This is a genomic window from Leucobacter komagatae, assembly GCF_000834055.1.
In the GTDB taxonomy this organism is placed as follows: Bacteria; Actinomycetota; Actinomycetes; order Actinomycetales; family Microbacteriaceae; genus Leucobacter; species Leucobacter komagatae_A.
On the sequence record NZ_JXSQ01000032.1, the window covers coordinates 1 to 19,379 of the forward strand.

The following is a 19,379-nucleotide window of genomic DNA, read 5'->3' on the forward strand; positions in this document are numbered from 1 at the left end:
ATAATCACCACGAACGGTACCGAACCCCAGAACCCGCTCATCACGTACGCCACTACCGAGGTAGGTGGCGGAAAGATACTCACCGCCATGTACGCGGGGTTGGTGAGCTTCACCGCGTCGGGCGAGATCGAGAACGAAGTCGCTGAATCAATCGAAAGCGACGATGCTGCGCTGTGGACCATCACCATCGAAGACGGGTGGACGTTCAGCGACGGCGAGGCGATCACGGCTCAGACCTTTGTTGACACGTGGACGAACGCCGCCGTCGACCCCGCAGGGGCATACTGGTTCGGCAACATCGAAGGCACGACTGAAGAGGGCGACACCGCGCCAACAGGGCTCACAGTCGTGGACGATCTCACGTTCACGGTGCAGCTCAAGACTGCTGAAGCAGACTTCCCGCTGCGGTTGGCCTACACCGCCTATATGCCGCTGCCATCCGCGGCATTCGATGACATGGAGGCCTTCGGCGAAAACCCGATTGGCAATGGCCCCTACATGCTCGACGGTGAGGGTGCTTGGCGGCACGAAGAGGGCGTCTCCCTCGTCACCAACCCCACCTACGATGGCAACCGCAAGCCAGTGAACGGTGGGCTGGAGTTCGTCTTCTACAACGACCTCGCATCGGCATACGCGGACGCACAGAGCGGCAACCTTGACATTCTCGACTCGGTGCCCGACACGGCGTTTGGCACGTACCAGACGGACTTCCCCGATCGCTTCGTGAACGAACCCGCGGCGATCTTCCAGGGCTTCAACATTCCTTACTACATCCCGAACTTTGAGGACGGCGAGGAGGGAAAGCTCAGGCGGGCAGCGATATCGATGTCCATTGATCGGGCGGAAATCACCGAGACCATCTTCCAAGAGACGCGAACACCCGCGACTGACTTCACCTCCCCAGTCTTGCCGGGGTGGACAGATAGCCTTGCTGGCGCGGAGGTGCTCGACTACAACCCGGAAGAGGCAGTGCGGTTGTGGGAGCAGGCCGACGCACTGGCGCCGTACGAGGGAACGTTCACCCTCGCGTACAACGCAGACGGCGGACACCAGGCGTGGGTGGACGCTGTGACGAACTCCATATCGAACACGCTCGGAATCGCTGCGGAAGGGCTCTCGCTGCCAACGTTCGCCGCAGCGCTTGACCAGCGTTCCTCTGGCACCCTTACGGGAGCAACGCGTTCCGGGTGGCAGGGCGACTTCCCAACCCAGGCAAACTTCCTCTCACCGCTCTACTCCACGGGCGGCAGTTCCAACTACGAGGGGTACTCGAGCGCGGCATTCGATGCGAAGCTCGGCGAAGCCGCCGCGGCATCCTCAATCGAAGAGAGCATCGATCTGTATCACGAGGCGCAGGAGATCCTGCTCGAAGATCTCCCCGCAATTCCCCTCTGGTACTCGAACGCGGTAGGCGTGTGGGGCGACGATCTTGAGAACGTGGTGTTTGGGTGGGACTCTGTGCCGCTGCACCACCAGATCACTAAGGGCTAGCCCCGCCCATTTCGGCACGGTGGCGCGGGGCCCGGCAGCAGCCGGGTGCCGCGCCGTCGCCACCGAACCCGTTCTCTGCACCGTCACGTCACCGAGGAGTATTGCGTGCCAGCGTATATTGGCCGGCGGCTGCTACAGCTCATTCCGGTCTTCTTTGGAGCCACGTTTCTCATCTATTTCCTGGTGTTCGCGCTGCCAGGAGATCCCATCGCCGCCATGTTCGGCGACAGGCAGCCGTCACAGGCGACGATCGATGCGCTCCGGGCGCAGTATCATCTCGACGAGCCCCTTGTCGTGCAGTACGTCATGTACATTCGCGGACTCCTCCAGGGGAGCTGGGGGACCACGTTCTCGGGCCAGCCGGTGCTCGACGTCATGGCCCGCGCATTCCCGATAACGCTCAGGCTCGCGCTCCTTGCGCTCGCCATGGAGGCGATTGCTGGGATCCTCATCGGGCTGATTGCTGGCCTGCGCAAGGGCAAGCTTTTCGACGCGAGCGCGCTTGTCGTGAGTCTGCTGCTGATCTCCGTTCCCACGTTCGTGATCGGGTTCGTGCTGCAACTGATCTTCGGAGTGCAGCTCGGTTGGGCACGCACGACAGTGAGCGCCGCTGCCCCGTGGGACGAACTCGTCCTGCCCGCAATCGTGCTCGCGTCGACGTCCTTTGCCTACATCGTGCGGCTGACACGCTCGAGCGTCGCTGCGAACCTCACCGCAGACTTCGTGCGGACGGCAACGGCGAAGGGGCTGCCGCGCCGTCGAGTGATCCAGGTGCACGTGCTGCGAAACTCGCTCGTGCCCGTCGTGACCTTCCTCGGCGTCGACCTCGGCTCACTCATGGTCGGGGCGATTGTCACCGAGGGAATATTCAACATCAACGGCGTTGGTGGCACTATCTACCGAGCGGTGACCATCGGGGAGGGGCCGACAGTGGTGTCCTTTGTCGCGGTCATGGTCATTATCTTCATGCTCGCCAACCTGCTCGTAGACATGCTCTACGCCTGGCTAGACCCGAGGATTCGCTATGCAAAATAACCCCAACCCAGGCCAGGAGCACTTCGTCGCCGGGGTGGCAGACACCCCGTTGGAGGCAGTCGATGCGGTTCGTATCGACGCTAAACCGCGCACTATTTGGGGCGACGCGTGGGAGGCCATGCGCGCTCGGCCCATGTTCTGGGTGTCATCCGTCCTCATATTCATCGTGCTCTTCGTTGCGCTCTTTCCAGGCCTGTTTACGAACGAGGCCCCAGCGGCCAACTGCCTGCTCGCGAACAGCGACGGGCCCCCTGCCCCAGGCCACCCGTTTGGGTTCACACGGCAGGGTTGCGACGTGTTCGCGAGGGTGCTCCACGGTTCGCGAGCCTCAGTGCTCGTTGGCGTCGTCGCCACGATCATGGTCGCGCTCGTTGGCTCGGTGTTTGGCGCACTCGCCGGCTACTACGGCCGCGCGCTCGATGCCGTGCTGTCGCGGCTTGCCGACATCTTCTTCGCCATCCCGACGATCCTCGGGGCCATCGTGCTGATGTCCGTCGTTCCGCAACGCACGCCGCTCATCGTTGCGACTGTCATCGCGCTGTTCGCCTGGCCGCAGATTCATCGCATCATGCGCGGCTCAGTACTCGCTGCGCGTCAGTCAGACTACGTCACGGCGTCGCGTGCCCTCGGCCTATCCCCGTTCCGTATCCTCATTCGACACGTGCTACCGAACGCCGTTGCGCCAGTGATTGCCGTAGCAACGGTCGCCCTGGGGACGTACATCGTGGCGGAGGCGACGCTCTCGTTTCTCGGAGTTGGGCTGCCGCCAAGCGTGATGTCGTGGGGCAACGATATCTCCCAGGCGAGAACGTCGCTGCTCACAAACCCGATGGTGATGGTGTATCCGGCAGCCGCGCTGTCACTCACCGTGCTCGCGTTCCTCATGCTCGGTGACGTGGTGCGCGACGCACTCGACCCGGAGGAGCGTGCAAAGCGATGAATGGAACGAACGAGCACCGCGCCGAGGCGCCGCTGCTGCGTATCCGGGATCTCCACGTGAATTTCCGCACGAAAAGCGGTCCCGTTGAGGCGGTCCGCGGGGTAAACCTCACGGTGTATCCGCGCCAGACGGTAGCGATCGTTGGTGAATCGGGCTCAGGCAAGTCAACAACAGCCCAGGCGATCATCGACCTCCTCCCAGGGTCGGGCGAAATCTCGAAGGGGGAGATGCTCTTCAACGGCGTCGACCTATCGAAGCTCACCAGCCGGGAACTCACCGAGGTCCGCGGGGCGCAGATCGGTTACGTGCCTCAGGACCCGATGTCGAACCTCAACCCGGTGTGGAACATCGGGTTTCAGGTGGAGGAAACCATTCGCTTCAACGGAGTCGCACGCGGAAGAAGAGCGGTGCGGCAGCGTGCGGTGCAGGTGCTAACGGAAGCAGGTCTGCCTGCAGCAGCGGAGCGGCTACGGCAGTACCCGCACGAGTTTTCCGGCGGCATGCGTCAGCGCGCACTCATCGGTATCGGGCTGTCGGCCCGCCCAGAACTGCTGATAGCCGACGAGCCAACTTCGGCGCTGGATGTCACTGTGCAGCGCCAGATTCTCGATCACCTTGACGAGCTGACACACGAGTTCGGGACGTCGGTGCTTCTGATCACGCACGATCTCGGGCTCGCAGCTGAGCGCGCTGAGCATCTCGTCGTGATGTACCGCGGCCGCGTCGTGGAGTCGGGTCCGTCGCAGGAGATTCTCGCAAGCCCAAAACACCCGTACACTCAACGCCTGGTCGCGGCCGCTCCGAGCCTCGCGTCTCGGCGTATCGAAGCGGTGCGGCGCGATGACGACGCAAACCTCTACGCGACGGCAACACTTGAGAAGACGCTCGCGGAACGAGCGCGCGATCGCAACGCCGCGCAACCAGAAGCGGGAAAGCTCATCGAGATCACCGAGGCCCGCAAGGTGTACCGGCTGCGCGCACGCGGGTTGCGGCGGCGGGAGGTTGTCGCCGTCGACAACGTCAGCTTCGCCGTCAAACGTGGCACGACTACGGCGATCGTGGGCGAGTCTGGTTCGGGAAAATCAACGCTTGCGAAACTCTTTCTGCAGCTTGAACCGCTGACAAGCGGGTCAATACGCTTTGACGGCGAAGACATCTCCCGATTCTCGGCGGCTGAGACCATGGCGTTCCGCCGCAGAGTGCAGCCGGTTTTTCAGGATCCCTACGGCACCCTCGACCCGCAACACAGCGTCGGGCGAACCATCGCCGAGCCGCTCGTGATCCACGGCGTTGGAACGGCGCGTGAGCGACAGCAACGCGTGCACCACCTGCTCAACCAGGTGGCGTTGCCGGTGGAAGCGGCTGACCGCTACCCGAGCGAGTTGTCCGGTGGGCAGCGTCAGCGCGTTGCAATTGCCCGGGCGCTCGCGCTCGAACCTGAAGTGCTCGTGCTCGACGAGGCCGTGTCCGCACTTGATGTCCTGGTGCAGGGCCAAATCCTCGATCTGCTTGGCAAGCTGCAAGCCGAACTCGGGCTTACATATGTCTTCATCACGCACGACCTGGCAGTTGTGCGTCTCATCGCGGACAATGTGTGCGTGATGCGAGAGGGCGTTCTCGTGGAGTCCGCGACGACTGATGAGGTCTTCGACCATTCGCGTGAGCAATACACCCGCGAGCTGCTCGCGGCGATTCCCGGAGCGCGGCTGTACCCCACCTGAGGCTTGGCGCAGCGATAGCATTGAACCTATGCGCTCTTCGAAACCACTCCTTCCCTGGGTGGTGTGGGGCACAGCCGTAGCACTGTACGCGATCGCGATCGTAAACCGGTCGTCGTTCTCATCACTCGGTCCAGCCGCGCAGGAGCATTTCGGGATCGACGCCTCCACGCTCGCAGCGTTCCCTGTCATACAGCTCCTTGTTTATGCCGTCTGCCAGATCCCCGTCGGCGTGCTCCTCGATCGCTACGGCTCAAGCGTGCTCATCCTTGTTGGGGCCGTGCTCATGATGGCAGGCCAACTCTTCATGGCAACGGTCGGTAGCGTTGAACTCGCGATCCTCGCCCGCGTGCTCGTGGGAGCGGGCGACGCATGCACATTCACCGCGGTGATTCGTATGCTGCCCGAGTGGTTCAAGCCCCGACAGCTTCCCACTCTCGGTCAGGTCACCGGCCTGATCGGCCAGCTTGGCCAGCTCGTTTCGGTCGTCCCGCTCGCGTTCGCTGTGGCGACGCTTGGCTGGATGGGAGGCTTCCTCGGCGTTGTCGCGGTCGGCTTCCTCGTGGCGCTTGTCGGGTTTTTCGTCCTCCGTGACGCACCCGGCCGCCCGACTGTGCTTGAGCGCATGACCGGGCACGTCGGCAGCGCGACAAAACGGTCAGCCGAGCTCGCAGGCGGCCCCGTAACCTCCATCACGATGGCGCCGCCGGAGACGAACCTCATCTCTGTTGTGAGCGGAAAGCGCCCTCCAAAAAAGAAGGCGAACGGCCAGGAATCCTTCGGCCTGCGGTTGCGTCGGCTGCTTTCGATTCCCGGGGTCCGGCTTGCGTACTGGGTGCACTTCGTTACCCCGTTTCCGCTGCAGATTTTCGTGCTCCTGTGGGGGACACCGTTCCTCATGGGTGGGCTCGGCCTGAGCGCGCCGGCTGCCAGTAGCCTGCTCAGCCTCACCGTCGTCTCATCAATGGTGCTTGGCGTTGTGCTCGGCCCCATCAGCTCCCGCTTTGTCGAGCGCAGGGTCGAGGTAGCTATTGTCGCGACGCTGCTCATTATGAGCACCTGGGTCGCCGTGATTCTGTGGCCGGGCATGCCGCCGACATGGTTGATCATCACTCTCATCGTGATCCTCCCAATCGGTGGGCCGACGTCGATGATCTCGTTCGAGATCGCGAGATCCCACACGCCACGAAGCTTCTCGGGCTTCGGAACGGGGCTGGTGAATACGGGCGGCTTCACCGCCGCGCTCATCGCCATGATGGCGGTCGGTATCGCGCTCGACGTGCAGGGTGCCGGCTCACCAGATACGTACTCGTTGCAGGCCTTCAAGATAGCGTTTGCGGTGCAGATTCCGTTGTGGGTCATCGGATTGACCGGGGTCTTTGTCGAACGCTCCCGCACTCGCAAGTGGATGCAGCAGCACGGGAGAACGCTGCGCTAGCCAGTCCCTGGGGGCGCCCTGCACAGGGCTCATGCTACGGACAGGGCCTGCCGCCCAGTGCCGTCAACTCTCGGTCGCCTAGGTTGACTCCAAACCGTATCGATCGACAAAGGAGTCTCGTTGGAACCCTCTACCGCATCCGCGACCCAGACCGCTGCTCCGGTAGCGCTGCAAGACGTCTATGAGCGCATGAGTTTCACGCCGGCACACATTCGCATCGCCATCGCGATGTTCGTTGTCTTCGTCATCGAATCTTGGGAGCAGCTCGCCCTTGTCTACGTTGCGGGCGACGTCTCCAATCACTTTGGTCTCGATGAGACGAAGCTCGGCCTCGTACTCTCGGCCGTCGCGATAGGCATGATCCCTGGCGCGCTCATCTGGGGTCCGATCGCCGACCGAGTCGGGCGGCGTCCTGTGACCATCGGGAGCTTCATCGCATACGGCGTCATTGCAGCCGCCGTGCCACTAGCGCCGAACTTCGAGACGCTCGTGGGGTTGCGCGTGCTGTCGGGATTCGCGCTTGCAGGGGCTTACACAGTCGTCTTCCCCTACTTCCTCGAGCTCATGCCCTCCAAGCAGCGCGGCCGCGCAGCGGTGCTACTCTCGATCGGTTGGCCGATCGGGACCCTCGTCGCGATCGGAGTGACCACTTTGTTCGCCGAGGCCGGATGGCAGGTAGTGGCGTTCGCCGCCGCGGTCGCGTGCCTCTGGGTCATTGTTGTCGCCTTCTGGGTGCCGGAGTCGCCGTACTTCCTGGTGAGCCGGGGCAAGCACGAGCGGGCAGCGCAAGTGCTCCGCAAGCTCGGAGTTGACGTCGCCCAGGGTGCGACGTTCGTCCGCGAGGCCGACGCTGAGCGCGCTGGCAACCCGCTCGAGCTGCTGCGCAAGGACATGCGTCGCCGCACCGTTCTCATGCTCATCGTGAACTTCGCATTCAACTGGGGCTATTGGGGGCTGCAGGTTTGGCTGCCGACGTTGCTCCAGGAGCGCGGTCTCTCCCTCGCGGACTCGCTCGGCTTCGTAGCCATCAGCGCCGTCATCATGATCCCGGGGTACCTCGCTGCTGCTTGGTGCACGAAGCGCCTAGGCCGCAAGAGGACATTCGTACTGTTCCTCGTCGGTGCGATTCTGGGCGGAGTGCTCTTCGCGGTGTCGTGGGATCTGCCGTCGCTGTATGCCGCAAATTTCATCCTCTCGTTCTTCATCCTTGGCGGCTGGGGCGTGTGGAACACATGGAACGGCGAGTTTTATCCCACACGCGTGCGCGCCGCCGGTTACTCGTGGGCGACCGCGGCGCAGCTCATCTCGAATGCGCTGGCCCCCGTCGTCGTCGGCGCGCTGCTCGCAGCGTCTGTGTCGTTCACGATGACGGTGCTGTTCATTCTCGTATTTCTCGTGGTGGCCGTGCTCGCAGCGGTGACCTTGCCGGAGACCGAGGGCAAGCCGCTCGAATAGGCGAAGGCCCGCGGAGCGAGACAATAGACACATGAGGTTGGGTCTCGAGAGCAGCGCGGCGGGCGTACGCCTGGCGGTTGTCGACGGTGGAGAGGTCGCCTATACGGCCGAGGTGCCACCCCAGCGAGATCTGCGAGCGGGGCTCGCAGCGGCGCGGGCGAGCCTCCCGCGAGCGATCGGGGCGGCTGTCACCGAAGTACGAATTGCTGCCGTTCCCGGTGCCGAAGATCTGGAGCTAGGTGCCCTCGGCCACGTGCGGATCGCGGCCCCGACGATGCCGGCGCTAGCCCCGTTCGCGTCCTGGCCAGCCAGCCTCGTCGCTGAGCTCGGCGGCCGTGTCGCCACCGTCACCGGCGGCAGCGACTTCGTGGGGAACAGTGCTGCCGCGGCTCCCGAGGTCCAGCTCCGTGAAGCCAAGGAACGACTCCTCGCTGCCGGCGCCACAAGGCTCACCGTCGCGGCCGCTGGTGCCACCTCGGCGCCCTGGATCGAACGCCAGGCCGCCAGCGTGCTGGCCGCTGGCGAGGTAGCCCTTGCGACGGCGGTGACGCCAGCCCACACCATCGGAGGCACGGGCCTCCGAGAGCGTGAGCACGCGGCGGTGCTGAACGCCGGCCTCCGCGGCTGGGCCGAGCGCGTCGTCAGCGACGCTCGGACGGTGTTTCCCGATCTGCCGATTGGCTTCGCCCACGGCCTCGGCGGATACGGCTCACCAGAAGAGCTCGTGCGGTTTCCCCTCGGGTCCGTGCACGGCCGAGTACGGGCGGCGGCGCTCGGGGTCATGCGGCTGCGCGGGGTGAACGATGCGGTGCTCGCCGTGCTCGATCCAACGCGCTCGGTACTCGTAGGGCTCACATCAGGTGTGCTTGACCGTGCCGACGTTGAGCGGCTCTGGGGGATCACCCACAACTCGCTCGCGCTCGACCTAGTGGAGCTCGGCACCAGCGAATCAGGTGACCACTCTCTCGCGACACTTGCGCCAGGCGACCTTGCCGCGACCCCCGAGCTCGCCAGGGTGCTCGCGCGGCGGCCCGGGTATCCGGTCGTTGCGGTTGGGGCGGTCGCTGCAGTGCACGGGGCTGAGCCCTTCGCGATCGCGCTCGGCGCGGCACTCGGCACTGTCACCGTTGCGCTCGAGCGAGTAGTGCCAAGGCCGCCTGGCGGGGAGCCTGCAGCGTCTCACGGCGCGACCGGCCTCATCGAAGAGGCGGAGACGCGCGCGATCCTTGCCGGCGCGGATCCTCTTCGCCTTGGCGAGGCGACCGTCGATAGGAGGCCACTCGCCTACGTCGCCGACCGTGTCGATACAGTGCGCGTGCGGGTGAACGGAGCCCCGGAGTGAACGCCCTGCTGACCGGGCCCGATGCGGCGACGCTCATGCGCGGTGCTCGCCCGTTTGCCAGCGGGGTGAACAGTGCGGCATTGCAGGTGCTGCGCGACTGGGCGGGCGCCGAGCTCGGCCGTGGGCCCGTAAGCCTCGTGTCGACGGCGGGCCTCGACGACGCAGCGACCTACGCCGTCGTGACGATCGTTGGCTCTCCGACGGCGCTCGCGGAGAGCCTCCCTGACGGTAGCGAGCCCGTGCGGGCGGTCACAGCGCTCGAGCGCGCCCTCGGCAGGCCGATTCGTGGCATTTTTCCGATCAACACCGCGGGCGAGAACGCCGTGCTTGCGCTCGCGAGCGCGGCGACACTCGGTGTCGACCTCGTTGACGCCGACGCCTGCGGACGCGTGCGACCGACGGTGCAAGACACGCTACTCACCCGGGCTGGGCTAGCGATCGGGCCCTGCGTCGTGGTGTCGCCGTTCGGGGAGACGACGGTCATCGACGCCCCGACAGAGCGCGCGGCAGCGATCGTGCCGCGCCTCGTTGGCGCGAGCGGCGGCTGGGCGTTCTTCGCGGGCTACCCCGTGACCGGCCGAGAGCTCCGTGAACACGCCCACGCAGGAACGATCCAACGTTACCTCGACGCCCAGCCAGGCAACGAGCTCGCTGGCGTCTCACACCGCACGCTGCTGCGTGCGACGATCACGAACATCGACGGCGCACGTCCTGGCTCTGACCGGACAAGTATTCTGATGACCGAACTCGGGAAGCCTGGCCAGGCTGGGCGCCGCATCCGCGTCGACGCCGACGAGGCTTACCTCGGCGCGATTGCAGATGGCGTGCCACTGCACCGCGGCCCGCACGAACTCTTCGTGATCTCCGAGAGCGGAGAAGTGCTTGACCCCGAGCGCTGCATGCCCGGAATGCGCGTCGCGCTTGTCGCCGTTGATCTGCCAGCGGCGTGGTCAACCGAACCAGCAAAGGCCGCCGAGGGAGAACCCCATGCCAACTAAACTCACCGTCGGCGAACTCGCACTTCGCATGGGGGCCAGAGCCGAGCTACGCGGTCCGTTGGACGCGCGCGTCGAAAGCGTGCGAATTGTCTCCGACGCGGCAGATATCGCCGACGTGCAGGCGGGATCTGCCCTCGTGCTCACTGGAACTGCGACCTCCGAGCCATGGCGGCTCGAGCGTGCGCTACGGCTCGCGTGGGAACGAGCAGTGGCCTGCGTGGTCATCAGCGGCGCTGAGGTGCAGGGGCCTGAACCAGCAGAGCTCGCAGAACGCCTTGGCCTCGCGTTCGTGATGCTCGATACCGACGTGCTCGACGCCACGGTGCGGCTGTCGGCAATCATCGCGACCGACGAAGCTTCCGAAGCCGGCACCCTCGCGGAGGCCGCCCGCGGCTTCGGGGTCGCCACCGCGAGCCCGAGCAGCGCGATCGCGACCCTGCGACGCCTCCTGCCAGACTACGAATTCGCGCTGCTCGACCAGGGAAACACGCTCATCGCCGGCGCGCGGCGCGCGGCGGACACTGCGGAACACCTCGTGGCCCTTGCTGTACCGTTCCCCGACAAACGGGCGCCTGCCCGCCTCGTGGGTGTGGCGCGAAGCGCGCGCGGGGATCACGACGGCAAACGGGTGACGGCACTCACCGTCGCACGCCTCGCAGTCGCGCCGCTCACGGCGTGGGCAGCGACGCGCCGTCTTGCGGGCTACGAGGACGCCTCACGGGCGTCGGCGGTGCTCGCTGAACTGCTTGCTGCGGAGGGCGCGCCAGGGAAGAAGCTCAGGGGACGGCTCGCCGCGCTGGGCTGGCCGCTCGACGCGCGGTTCCGAGTTGCTGCGGTACACACCGGCGCCCCGCGAACTGCCGCACTCGACGAGCTCCTCCTGGCCAGGCTTGCCGATCTCGGCACCCCTGTCGGCGCCGCCCCGCACGGCGACGGCTGGGTCGCGTTCCTCGCAGCGGAGGCGGCCGAAGAACGGCGATCCACACACGAGGCCGCAACGCTGCTCGCCGCGAGTGACCCCCGCATCGACGCTATCGCTGTCGGCGTCTCTACAGTGTTTCAGCCGAACGAAGCAGCGGCGACCGCGATTGAGGAGGCCGTTCGCGCCGCACAGGTCGCGCTGAACTCGCCCGACCCCGTGCTGTTCGCCGAGGATTTGACGCCGGCAGCCGCCCTTCCCGCGCTCCTCAGCGCAGAACCTGACGCGGCCGCGCGAGCACTGCTTGCACCGCTACTCGAAATTGATCGCGACGGCACGCTGCTCGCGACGCTCGTGGCGTCACTCGATCATAGCGATCGACCAGCGCAGGTTGCCCAGGAGCTCGGGGTGCATCGCAACACGGTGACGGCGCGTTTGGAACGGGTTCGCGGGCTGGGACTCGAGCCCGCGAACCCGGCACATAGGCTCGCGATCCACGTCGCCGCCAGGCGGATCCTGGACGCTCAGGCGCGTCCGTAACCGCCGCCACCACCTGATTCGCAGCGGAGCACATCGCCCGCGCGCACCCGCATCGCGTTTGCCTTGAGGAGCGAGCGCTCACCTACCGAACCCGGGTTCAGGGTGACGCGCGGTGCCGCACCTGCCTCACCTCCGAAGAGGCCCCACGCCGGCGTGACCGAACGCTCCCACCAGAGCGAGAGGTCCTGATCTGCCTCGAACGTGTATTCGCGCACGACGCCGTCGCCACCGCGGAACTCGCCGCCGCCGCCCGAGCCCTCACGCACCTCATATCGATCAACGCGCACAGGGAACAGCGTCTCGAGTACCTCGACCGGCATATCTCGGAGCGAACCGTTGACGTTGTTGATGAGTGCGGTCTCACCGTCGCTCGTGCTCCACGCACCCCAGCCACCGACGGTCGCCTCCTGCGAGAGGAAATCGCGGCCTGTGCGCGGGTCAAAGCCCATCATCTGGACGATGAGCGAGTCGCCGTAGCTTGCCGCGGCGACCGCTTCGGGCATTGCCTCGGCGAGTGCGCGGGTGACGAGGTCGATGAGGAGTCCGAGGTGGGAGTAGTAATACTGCACGGGCGCAGGCTCAACAGCTGCGAGAACGGAGCCCTCGCGAACTTCCACGTCAAGATGTTTGAAGGAGCCGCCATTGAGAGGGACGTCTGGGCTCAGGAGAGCCTTATACGCTACCCGGCAGGCGGCGACCGCCTGCGCGGCACCGCAGTTCACTGGCCCGCGAGTCTGATCTGCAGACTCCGTGAGGTCGATCGAGATTCGCCCATCGGTGATCCGCACCCGAACGCGAATCGGAATCGGAGTCTCGAAGTCGATGCCGTCGTTGTCGAGCGCGCCCTCGGCGAAGTAGTCGCCGTCGGGCAGTCCGGTGAGGGCCGCGGCCTCTAGGCGCTCCGTCTGCGCAAAGAACGCATCGCGTGCGGCGTGGACGAGATCGAGCCCCCAGCGCGACACGATCTCGCGCATGCGCTCGGCGCCGGTGCGAATGCACGCGGTCTGCGCGCGCAGGTCACCCAACAGCGGTTCGGGGAAGCGCGAGTTCGTCGCGATAAGCCGCAGGACTTCTGCGACCGGCTCGCCGCCCGCGTAGATGCGGGTGGCGCCGAGCCTGAGGCCCTCCTGGTAGATCGATGTGGAGTCCATCGACCCGCCAGGATCCTTCGATCCCAGGTCGATCCAGTGCGCCCGGCTCGCCGCGAAACCGATGAGCTCCCCGCCGTCCTCGCGCTCGAAGACCGGCCCGAACACTGTCACATCGTTGAGGTGCGCGCCGGCGATATAGGCGTCGTTCAGCACCCACACATCGCCTGGCTCCCAGACCTCGCGGCCAAACCGTTCCTCGGTATCGCGCGTGACCTCCTCGAGATTGCCAAGGAAGATGGGGAGCCCGCTCGACTGCCCGAGCACCTGGTGGTTGCGATCCATGATGGCTACGGCGCAGTCCTTCGCCTCGTAGATCGTCGGAGTATAGGCAGAGCGGATGAGCGTCGTGTTCATGTCCTCGGCCGCCTGCAGCAGCGCGCTCCGGATGATCTCAGTGCGTACGGGGTCAATGGTGATGGTCATGCCTGTACCTCCATGGTGAGATGTCCGAGAGTCTCGCGTCGGATTGACGCGCGGGGGGAAATCACTGTCGTGGTCGTGTCTTCGACGATGAGCATCGGGCCTGCGATGGCTTCGCCGATCGGGAGCGAGTCGCGACGGCGGATCGGCGTCTCCCAGGAGCGGCCGTCGAACCAGACGCTTGCGCTGCGGGCAGCGATGTCGTCCTCGCGGTAGCGCTCGCCCGTGAGGTGGCCAAACTCGTTGGCGCCGAGGCCGGTGACGCGAATGCTCACAAACTCGACCTTCGCCTCCGGGGTCGCGTGGCCGTAGCGGCGCCTGTGCTGCTCACTGTAGCGGGCGGAAATTCGGGCCGCGAAGTCCTCGAGCGTTGGCTCGTCGAGTTCGGTGAGCGGCACGGTGAGCGTGTAGTCCTGCCCCGCGTAGCGCATATCGATCGCTTGCTCGAAGCGCCGTCTGTCGGCAGGCACACACTGGCGTGCGAGCTCACCGTCAGCCTCTGACACCAGGTCAGCGAGCACGCTAGCGAGGTCGCTGCGGTCGAGCTGATCCTCATGAACGTAGTACTGCGCGCTCAGATCGCGCCGCACATCCGAGCCGAGCATGCCCCACGCTGAGAACGCTCCGGGGAACTCAGGAATGATCACCTCGGCAATACCGAGCTCCCGGGCGATCGCCTCAGCGTGCATTGGGCCGGCGCCGCCGAAAGCGACGAGCGAGAAATCGGTAGGCTCGCGGCCGTGATCCACCGTGAGCGTGCGGATCGCCTGGGCCATCTTCGCGTTCGCAATATCGAGGATGCCCTCGGAGAGGTCTGACGTCGACATACCGAATTCCTCGGCGAGACCGGCGATTGCTCGATCGGAGGCAGCGACGTCGAGGGAGAACCTGCCGCCAGCAAAGTGCTCAGGGTCGACGCGACGGAGCACGGCGTTCGCATCCGTCACCGTCGGCTCGACGCCGCCGCGGCCGTAGCACGCGGGGCCGGGCTGTGCTCCGGCAGATCGCGGTCCAACGCGCAGCGCTCCGGATTCGGAGAACGCGACTGAACCGCCGCCTGCTCCGATCGTGTGCAGGTTTACGAGTGGCATGAGCACGGGGAACCCGTCGGCCTCGCCGTCCGTGGAGATATCCGGCTGGCCGTCGATGACCAATGAAGCGTCAAACGAGGTGCCGCCCATATCCACGCAGATCGCGTTCTTTCGCCCGAGCAGTTGCATGAGCGCGACACCTCCAGCGGTGCCGCCGACTGGCCCCGAGAGGAGCGTCTGCAGTGGATGCTCGGACGCGTAGCCGGCACCGACGATGCCACCAGAGGACTGCATGACCTGCACGCCGCTCGGGATGCCCTCGCGCTCGAAGCGATCCTCAATCCGCGTGAGATACCGGCGCACGACGGGCCCAGTGTAGGCCTCGAGCACGGTCGACGAGGTGCGCTCGTACTCGCGCCACTCGCGAGCAACGCGGTGGGAAAGCACGATCGCGACCTCCTCGCCGAGTTCTTCGCGCAGGATCGCTTCGGCCGCCAGCTCGTGCGACTCATTCGTGTATGCGAACAGCAGGCAGACTGCGACTGCAGCGTAGCCGCCAGCGCGCGCGGTTGCCGCCGCCGCCCGCACCGACGCCTCATCCAGTGGATGCAGCTCGCTGCCGTCGTAGCGCAGCCTGCCGCCGATTTCGACAGTGTCGTGGCGCGCAACCAGTGGCTCAGGCTTCCGATAGTGGATGTCAAACATCTGGGACCGGTTGCCGCGGGCAATGCGGTAGACGTCACCCATGCCTTGCGTCGTCACGAGCAGCGTCTTTGAGCCGCGGCGCTCGAGCAGCGCATTCAGGCCCTGCGTCGTGCCGTGCACGAACGAGAGGATTTCGGTCGGGGGAACCTCAAGCTGCGCGATCGCAGTGAGCACGCCCTCCGTGAGGTCTGACGGAGTGGTGTCCGCCTTTGAGGCGCGCAACGCGCCGGTCTCGGTGTCGTGCACGACGATGTCCGTGAACGTCCCGCCGATGTCCATTGCCACTCGATAACTCAATAGTGCCTCCTGCTTCATTGCTGTTGACTGGAGCGTACGGGGACACGCGGCGGCGAGGCAGGGCGGCGTGCACTGCCTGGAAGTCCTGGGTGTGCGAGCGGCCAGACGGTGGCATACTGGCGCCATGACAGACGAGGTGACTGCCTATATTTCGACGCTCGAAGAGCCCGTTCGGGGGCGCATAGAAGAGCTGTATGCCGCCGTGCGCGCGATCGTGCCCGAATCCGAGGAAGGGCTGTCGTACGGCATGCCAGCGTTACTGTACCGAGGCAAAGGGCTGTTCTCTGCGATGAGCACGAAACAGCACATCGGGGTCTACCCGTTCGGTAACCTCGGAGAGTTCGCTGAAGAGGTGACGGCAGCCGGACTCGGCAGCACGAAGGGTGCGATCCACCTGCGCGGCGACGAGGCCCTGCCTGCTGGCCTGCTCGAGCGCCTCGTGAGCCGTCGCGTCGCCCAGATCGAGGGCTAGCTGGGCACCTGTGCTCACGCACTGGCTTTTCCAGAGCATGCCGTAGCTGTGTAGCGGCGTCTCCGTGGATCCTGGGCTGCTAGATGACGTAGAACCCGGCAGTATTCGGGTGCTCGGCGACGGGGGAACCACGCCGCGCTCGTGCGGTGGCCGGGATACCGGTCAGCGTCATCCAGTCGCCGGCAGAGCGCACCACAACCGCGTTCGCGCCGACGGCTGAATCGTCGCCGATCTCGATGTTGCCGAGGAGCTTCGCCCCCGCACCGAGTACGACCCTGTCGCCGACGCTCGGGTGGCGCTTGCCGCTCTCGTGGCCTGTCCCGCCGAGCGTCACGCCGTGGTAAATGAGGACGTCGTCGCCGATCTCAGCGGTCTCGCCGATCACAATGCCCATGCCGTGATCGATGAACAAGCGCCTGCCGATGGTCGCGCCGGGATGGATTTCGATCCCGGTGAAGAACCGTGCGATCTGCGAGATCGCGCGGGGCAGGAAGCGCATTCCGCGCCGCCACATCGCGTGCGAGACGCGGTGCCACCAGACTGCGTGGAGACCCGAGTAGAGAAAGAACACCTCGAGCGGCCCGCGCGCAGCTGGATCGTGCGCACGGGCCGCCGAGATGTCCTCACGGACGCGAGAAAGCGGACTCACACCGCGAGATCCTCATAGAGGACCGTCGAGAAGTAGCGCTCGCCGAAATCGGGAACGATGACGACGATCTTCTTGCCGGCGTTTTCTGGGCGCTTTGCGACCTCGGTTGCAGCCCACACTGCAGCTCCGCCTGAGATCCCAGCGAGGATCCCCTCGTCGGTTCCGAGTGCGCGCGCCTTCGAGATGGCGTCTGGCAGCGCGACATCGATGACCTCGTCATACACGTCGCGGTCGAGGATGTCGGGAACGAAGTTCGCTCCGAGGCCCTGGATCTTGTGCGGCCCGGCTGTTCCCTCGGTGAGGAGGGGGGAGTCGATGGGCTCAACAGCGATGACCTGCACGTTGGCGTTCTGTTCCTTGAGGAAGCCGCCCGCGCCGGTGATCGTGCCGCCCGTGCCGATGCCAGCGACAAAGATATCGACGGTTCCCTCGGTGTCGTTCCAGATTTCCGGGCCCGTTGTCGCGCGGTGGATCGCAGGGTTAGCTGGGTTCGCGAACTGCTTCGCGAGCACAGCACCGGGGGTGTTCGCGGCGATCTCCTCGGCCTTTGCAACCGCGCCCTTCATGCCGAGGGGTCCCTCGGTGAGCACGATCTCAGCGCCGTACGCTGCGAGGAGCTTGCGGCGCTCGACGCTCATCGTCTCAGGCATGGTGAGGATCACGCGATACCCGCGTGCTGCGCCGACGAATGCAAGGGCGATTCCGGTGTTCCCGCTGGTTCCCTCGACGATCGTTCCGCCCGGCCCAAGCTCACCCGACTGCTCTGCTGCATCGATGATTGCGACACCGATACGGTCCTTTACGCTGCCTGCTGGGTTGTAGAACTCAAGCTTTGCGAGGACCTCTGCACCTGCGTTCTCGGTCACGCGGTTCAGGCGGACGAGTGGGGTGTTGCCAAAGGCCTGTGTGATGTTGTCGTGGATGCGAGCCATGCGGGTGCCCTCCGAGTCGGTTGCGTTTCAGCTGGTCGAGTTATGACACTAGGTTATCTGAAACTTTCTGAGTACTTATGAAAGCTTCGGTGTGTTACAACGCGGTACAGCGAAACCTATTCCCCGTGAGCGCCGCTGAGGGCGCCTTCGCGGGCGGGTGGGGGAGAATGGGGGAGTGAACGACGAGCACGCACCCCAGATTACCGATCTCCTGAGCGAGCTGCGCTCCCAGTTTACTGAGGTAGGTATAGGTGACCCCGATGTAGACGCCGAGCTGCTTGTAGGGCACGTGCTCGGTGAGAGCCGCGGCGCGGTGCAGGCCTCGGCGATCATGGGCAAACGCCTCACTGAAGCGCAGGCGAGTCGGCTGCGGGACCTTTCCGAGTTGCGTGCGCAACGCGTGCCGTTGCAACACCTCACCGGGCGCGCGCCGTTTCGTTCCATTGAGCTGCGCGTTGGGCCCGGAGTTTTTGTTCCACGTCCGGAGACAGAGACGGTCGCGCAGTTCGCCGTTGACGCGCTGGGTGCCGCGGCGACGACCGCGCCGCTCGCCGTGGATCTCTGCACCGGGAGCGGCGCGATCGCACTTGCGCTCGCTCGTGAGGTTCCCAATGCGCGGGTGTGGGCTGTCGAAAAGAGCGCCGAGGCTCACGCGTGGGCCGCTGAGAACGTCGCTGCGCTCGGTGATGGGAGGGTCGAGCTGATTCACGGTGACCTCGCAGACTTCGTGCCGGGCCGACTCGCCCCTGCTGAGCTCGCGGGAAATGCACACGTGGTGATCTCGAATCCCCCGTACGTCCCGAACGCGATGGTGCCGCGCGACGCTGAGGTGCGCGATCACGACCCGGAGCTTGCGCTGTATGGCGGAAACGACGGACTCGACGTCATCCGAGTGATCAGCGGAATCGCGATGCAACTGCTCCTACCGGGCGGCAGCCTAGTGCTTGAACACGCTGAGGGGCAGGGCGCAGCGATCCGGGAACTCCTGGCGCGCGACGGTTGGCGTGCGTGCGCTACCCACCCTGATCTCACCGGACGTGACCGCGCGACGACGGCCCTCAAGTAGAATTGCGAACTATGTCCGAGGTGTTTGACTGTTCAGACGGTGCTCAGCTACTTCAGGGGACCAGGCTCGCACGCCAGGCCCTCAGCAGGGGCGAACTCATCGTGATCCCTACCGATACCGTCTACGGCGTCGCCGCGGATGCGTTTTCGCCCGATGCCGTGCAGCGGTTGCTCGACGCAAAAGGTCGCGGCAGGCAGTCTCCGCCCCCCGTGCTCATCCCGAACACCGGGACCCTCGCCGCGTTGGCAGCAGAGGCCACTGATGCGCTGCGCAGCCTCGCAGATGCCTTTTGGCCAGGGCCGCTCACCATCATCACCCAGGCGAACCCGGCGCTCAGTTGGGATCTTGGCGAGACTGGCGGAACTGTCGCGCTCCGCATCCCAGGCAACGCCTTCGCGCGGGAACTTCTCCAGGAAACCGGCCCGCTCGCCGTATCATCGGCAAACCTTACGGGAATCCCGGCTGCTGGCACCGCGGCGGAGGCCCGCGAGATGCTCGGCGAATCCATCGCCGTCTACCTCGACGGCGGGGAGACGCGGGGTGAAGCTTCGACGATTATCGACACCACTGAGCTCGCATCCGATGGGTCTGGCAGTGTGCGCATTCTCCGAGCAGGAGCGGTGACGGACGCAGATCTTCAGCGCGTACTGCCGCTCGCTGCGATTCTCGTCGGCCCTGCGGAGCGGGAATTGCCCACAGCTCAGCCCGCCGCTGAGCACGTAAGCGAGACTGCGCCACCGGTGGCAGGGGACACTGAGGCTGCACAGGCCAGCGACTGAC

The 19,379-nt window shown here is 65.5% G+C and carries 16 protein-coding genes; 12 read left to right on the forward strand and 4 right to left on the reverse strand.

Annotation, left to right across the window (positions count from 1 at the left end; translation table 11 throughout):
- The 9 genes from SD72_RS14815 to SD72_RS14855 form a co-directional block, all read left to right on the forward strand.
- A partial coding sequence (locus tag SD72_RS14815; protein WP_042545247.1) for a peptide ABC transporter substrate-binding protein occupies positions 1-1,491 on the forward strand: 1,491 nt, incomplete at its 5' end.
- 105 nt (positions 1,492-1,596) lie between these two features.
- Positions 1,597-2,526, forward strand: coding sequence for an ABC transporter permease (locus tag SD72_RS14820; RefSeq protein ID WP_042545248.1), 930 nt, complete (start codon positions 1,597-1,599; stop codon positions 2,524-2,526).
- A complete protein-coding gene (locus SD72_RS14825) occupies positions 2,516-3,466 on the forward strand; it encodes an ABC transporter permease (RefSeq protein ID WP_042545249.1) in 951 nt (316 codons plus the stop codon). The genes SD72_RS14820 and SD72_RS14825 overlap by 11 nt, the downstream gene beginning before the upstream one ends.
- Complete coding sequence (locus SD72_RS14830; RefSeq protein ID WP_042545250.1) at positions 3,463-5,187, forward strand: dipeptide ABC transporter ATP-binding protein; 1,725 nt, start codon at positions 3,463-3,465, stop codon at positions 5,185-5,187. Before SD72_RS14825 ends, SD72_RS14830 begins: the two co-directional genes overlap by 4 nt.
- Positions 5,188-5,215: 28 nt before the next feature.
- The gene (locus SD72_RS14835) at positions 5,216-6,622 is read left to right on the forward strand and encodes an MFS transporter (protein WP_042545251.1); all 1,407 of its coding nucleotides are present in this window, start codon (positions 5,216-5,218) and stop codon (positions 6,620-6,622) included.
- Positions 6,623-6,742: 120 nt separating this feature from the next.
- The gene (locus tag SD72_RS14840; RefSeq protein WP_198141997.1) at positions 6,743-8,077 is read left to right on the forward strand and encodes an MFS transporter; all 1,335 of its coding nucleotides are present in this window, start codon (positions 6,743-6,745) and stop codon (positions 8,075-8,077) included.
- Positions 8,078-8,108: 31 nt separating this feature from the next.
- A complete protein-coding gene (locus SD72_RS14845) occupies positions 8,109-9,419 on the forward strand; it encodes a hypothetical protein (protein ID WP_042545252.1) in 1,311 nt (436 codons plus the stop codon).
- Positions 9,416-10,417, forward strand: a complete 1,002-nt coding sequence (locus SD72_RS14850) for an S-methyl thiohydantoin desulfurase domain-containing protein (RefSeq protein WP_042545253.1) — start codon at positions 9,416-9,418, stop codon at positions 10,415-10,417. Before SD72_RS14845 ends, SD72_RS14850 begins: the two co-directional genes overlap by 4 nt.
- Positions 10,407-11,876, forward strand: coding sequence for a helix-turn-helix domain-containing protein (locus tag SD72_RS14855; protein WP_042545254.1), 1,470 nt, complete (start codon positions 10,407-10,409; stop codon positions 11,874-11,876). The genes SD72_RS14850 and SD72_RS14855 overlap by 11 nt, the downstream gene beginning before the upstream one ends.
- Here SD72_RS14855 and SD72_RS14860 read toward each other — a convergent pair.
- Positions 11,861-13,450 carry a hydantoinase B/oxoprolinase family protein gene (locus SD72_RS14860; protein ID WP_232299809.1) on the reverse strand — a complete coding sequence of 530 codons (1,590 nt, stop codon included), beginning with the start codon at positions 13,448-13,450 and terminating at the stop codon, positions 11,861-11,863. The two genes, SD72_RS14855 and SD72_RS14860, sit on opposite strands and share 16 nt — an antisense overlap.
- Positions 13,447-15,480 carry a hydantoinase/oxoprolinase family protein gene (locus SD72_RS14865; RefSeq protein ID WP_157000615.1) on the reverse strand — a complete coding sequence of 678 codons (2,034 nt, stop codon included), beginning with the start codon at positions 15,478-15,480 and terminating at the stop codon, positions 13,447-13,449. The genes SD72_RS14860 and SD72_RS14865 overlap by 4 nt, the downstream gene beginning before the upstream one ends.
- A gap of 124 nt (positions 15,481-15,604) precedes the next feature.
- Here SD72_RS14865 and SD72_RS14870 point away from each other — a divergent pair, with 124 nt between their 5' ends.
- Complete coding sequence (locus tag SD72_RS14870; protein ID WP_042545256.1) at positions 15,605-15,952, forward strand: iron chaperone; 348 nt, start codon at positions 15,605-15,607, stop codon at positions 15,950-15,952.
- A gap of 79 nt (positions 15,953-16,031) precedes the next feature.
- Here the strand turns inward: SD72_RS14870 and cysE are convergent, their stop codons facing one another.
- Together cysE and cysK are read right to left on the reverse strand one after the other, a co-directional pair.
- Positions 16,032-16,601, reverse strand: coding sequence for a serine O-acetyltransferase (gene cysE, locus SD72_RS14875; RefSeq protein WP_042545257.1), 570 nt, complete (start codon positions 16,599-16,601; stop codon positions 16,032-16,034).
- Positions 16,598-17,533, reverse strand: coding sequence for a cysteine synthase A (gene cysK, locus SD72_RS14880; RefSeq protein ID WP_042545258.1), 936 nt, complete (start codon positions 17,531-17,533; stop codon positions 16,598-16,600). The genes cysE and cysK overlap by 4 nt, the downstream gene beginning before the upstream one ends.
- 175 nt (positions 17,534-17,708) lie before the next feature.
- Between cysK and prmC the strand changes: the two genes are divergently transcribed.
- Positions 17,709-18,599, forward strand: a complete 891-nt coding sequence (gene prmC / locus SD72_RS14885) for a peptide chain release factor N(5)-glutamine methyltransferase (RefSeq protein ID WP_052492744.1) — start codon at positions 17,709-17,711, stop codon at positions 18,597-18,599.
- Between the two features lie 11 nt (positions 18,600-18,610).
- Positions 18,611-19,378, forward strand: coding sequence for an L-threonylcarbamoyladenylate synthase (locus SD72_RS14890; protein WP_084767256.1), 768 nt, complete (start codon positions 18,611-18,613; stop codon positions 19,376-19,378).
- Position 19,379 lies beyond the last annotated feature (1 nt).

What these genes read in the sequence shown, in the direction of transcription:
- SD72_RS14860 (WP_232299809.1), bottom strand. Translation starts at nt 13,450, where the DNA reads ATGACCATCACCATTGACCCCGTACGCACTGAGATCATCCGGAGCGCG.
- SD72_RS14890 (WP_084767256.1), top strand. Translation starts at nt 18,611, where the DNA reads ATGTCCGAGGTGTTTGACTGTTCAGACGGTGCTCAGCTACTTCAGGGG.
- SD72_RS14835 (WP_042545251.1), top strand. Translation starts at nt 5,216, where the DNA reads ATGCGCTCTTCGAAACCACTCCTTCCCTGGGTGGTGTGGGGCACAGCC.
- SD72_RS14825 (WP_042545249.1), top strand. Translation starts at nt 2,516, where the DNA reads ATGCAAAATAACCCCAACCCAGGCCAGGAGCACTTCGTCGCCGGGGTG.
- cysK (WP_042545258.1), bottom strand. Translation starts at nt 17,533, where the DNA reads ATGGCTCGCATCCACGACAACATCACACAGGCCTTTGGCAACACCCCA.
- SD72_RS14845 (WP_042545252.1), top strand. Translation starts at nt 8,109, where the DNA reads ATGAGGTTGGGTCTCGAGAGCAGCGCGGCGGGCGTACGCCTGGCGGTT.
- SD72_RS14855 (WP_042545254.1), top strand. Translation starts at nt 10,407, where the DNA reads ATGCCAACTAAACTCACCGTCGGCGAACTCGCACTTCGCATGGGGGCC.
- SD72_RS14870 (WP_042545256.1), top strand. Translation starts at nt 15,605, where the DNA reads ATGACAGACGAGGTGACTGCCTATATTTCGACGCTCGAAGAGCCCGTT.
- SD72_RS14830 (WP_042545250.1), top strand. Translation starts at nt 3,463, where the DNA reads ATGAATGGAACGAACGAGCACCGCGCCGAGGCGCCGCTGCTGCGTATC.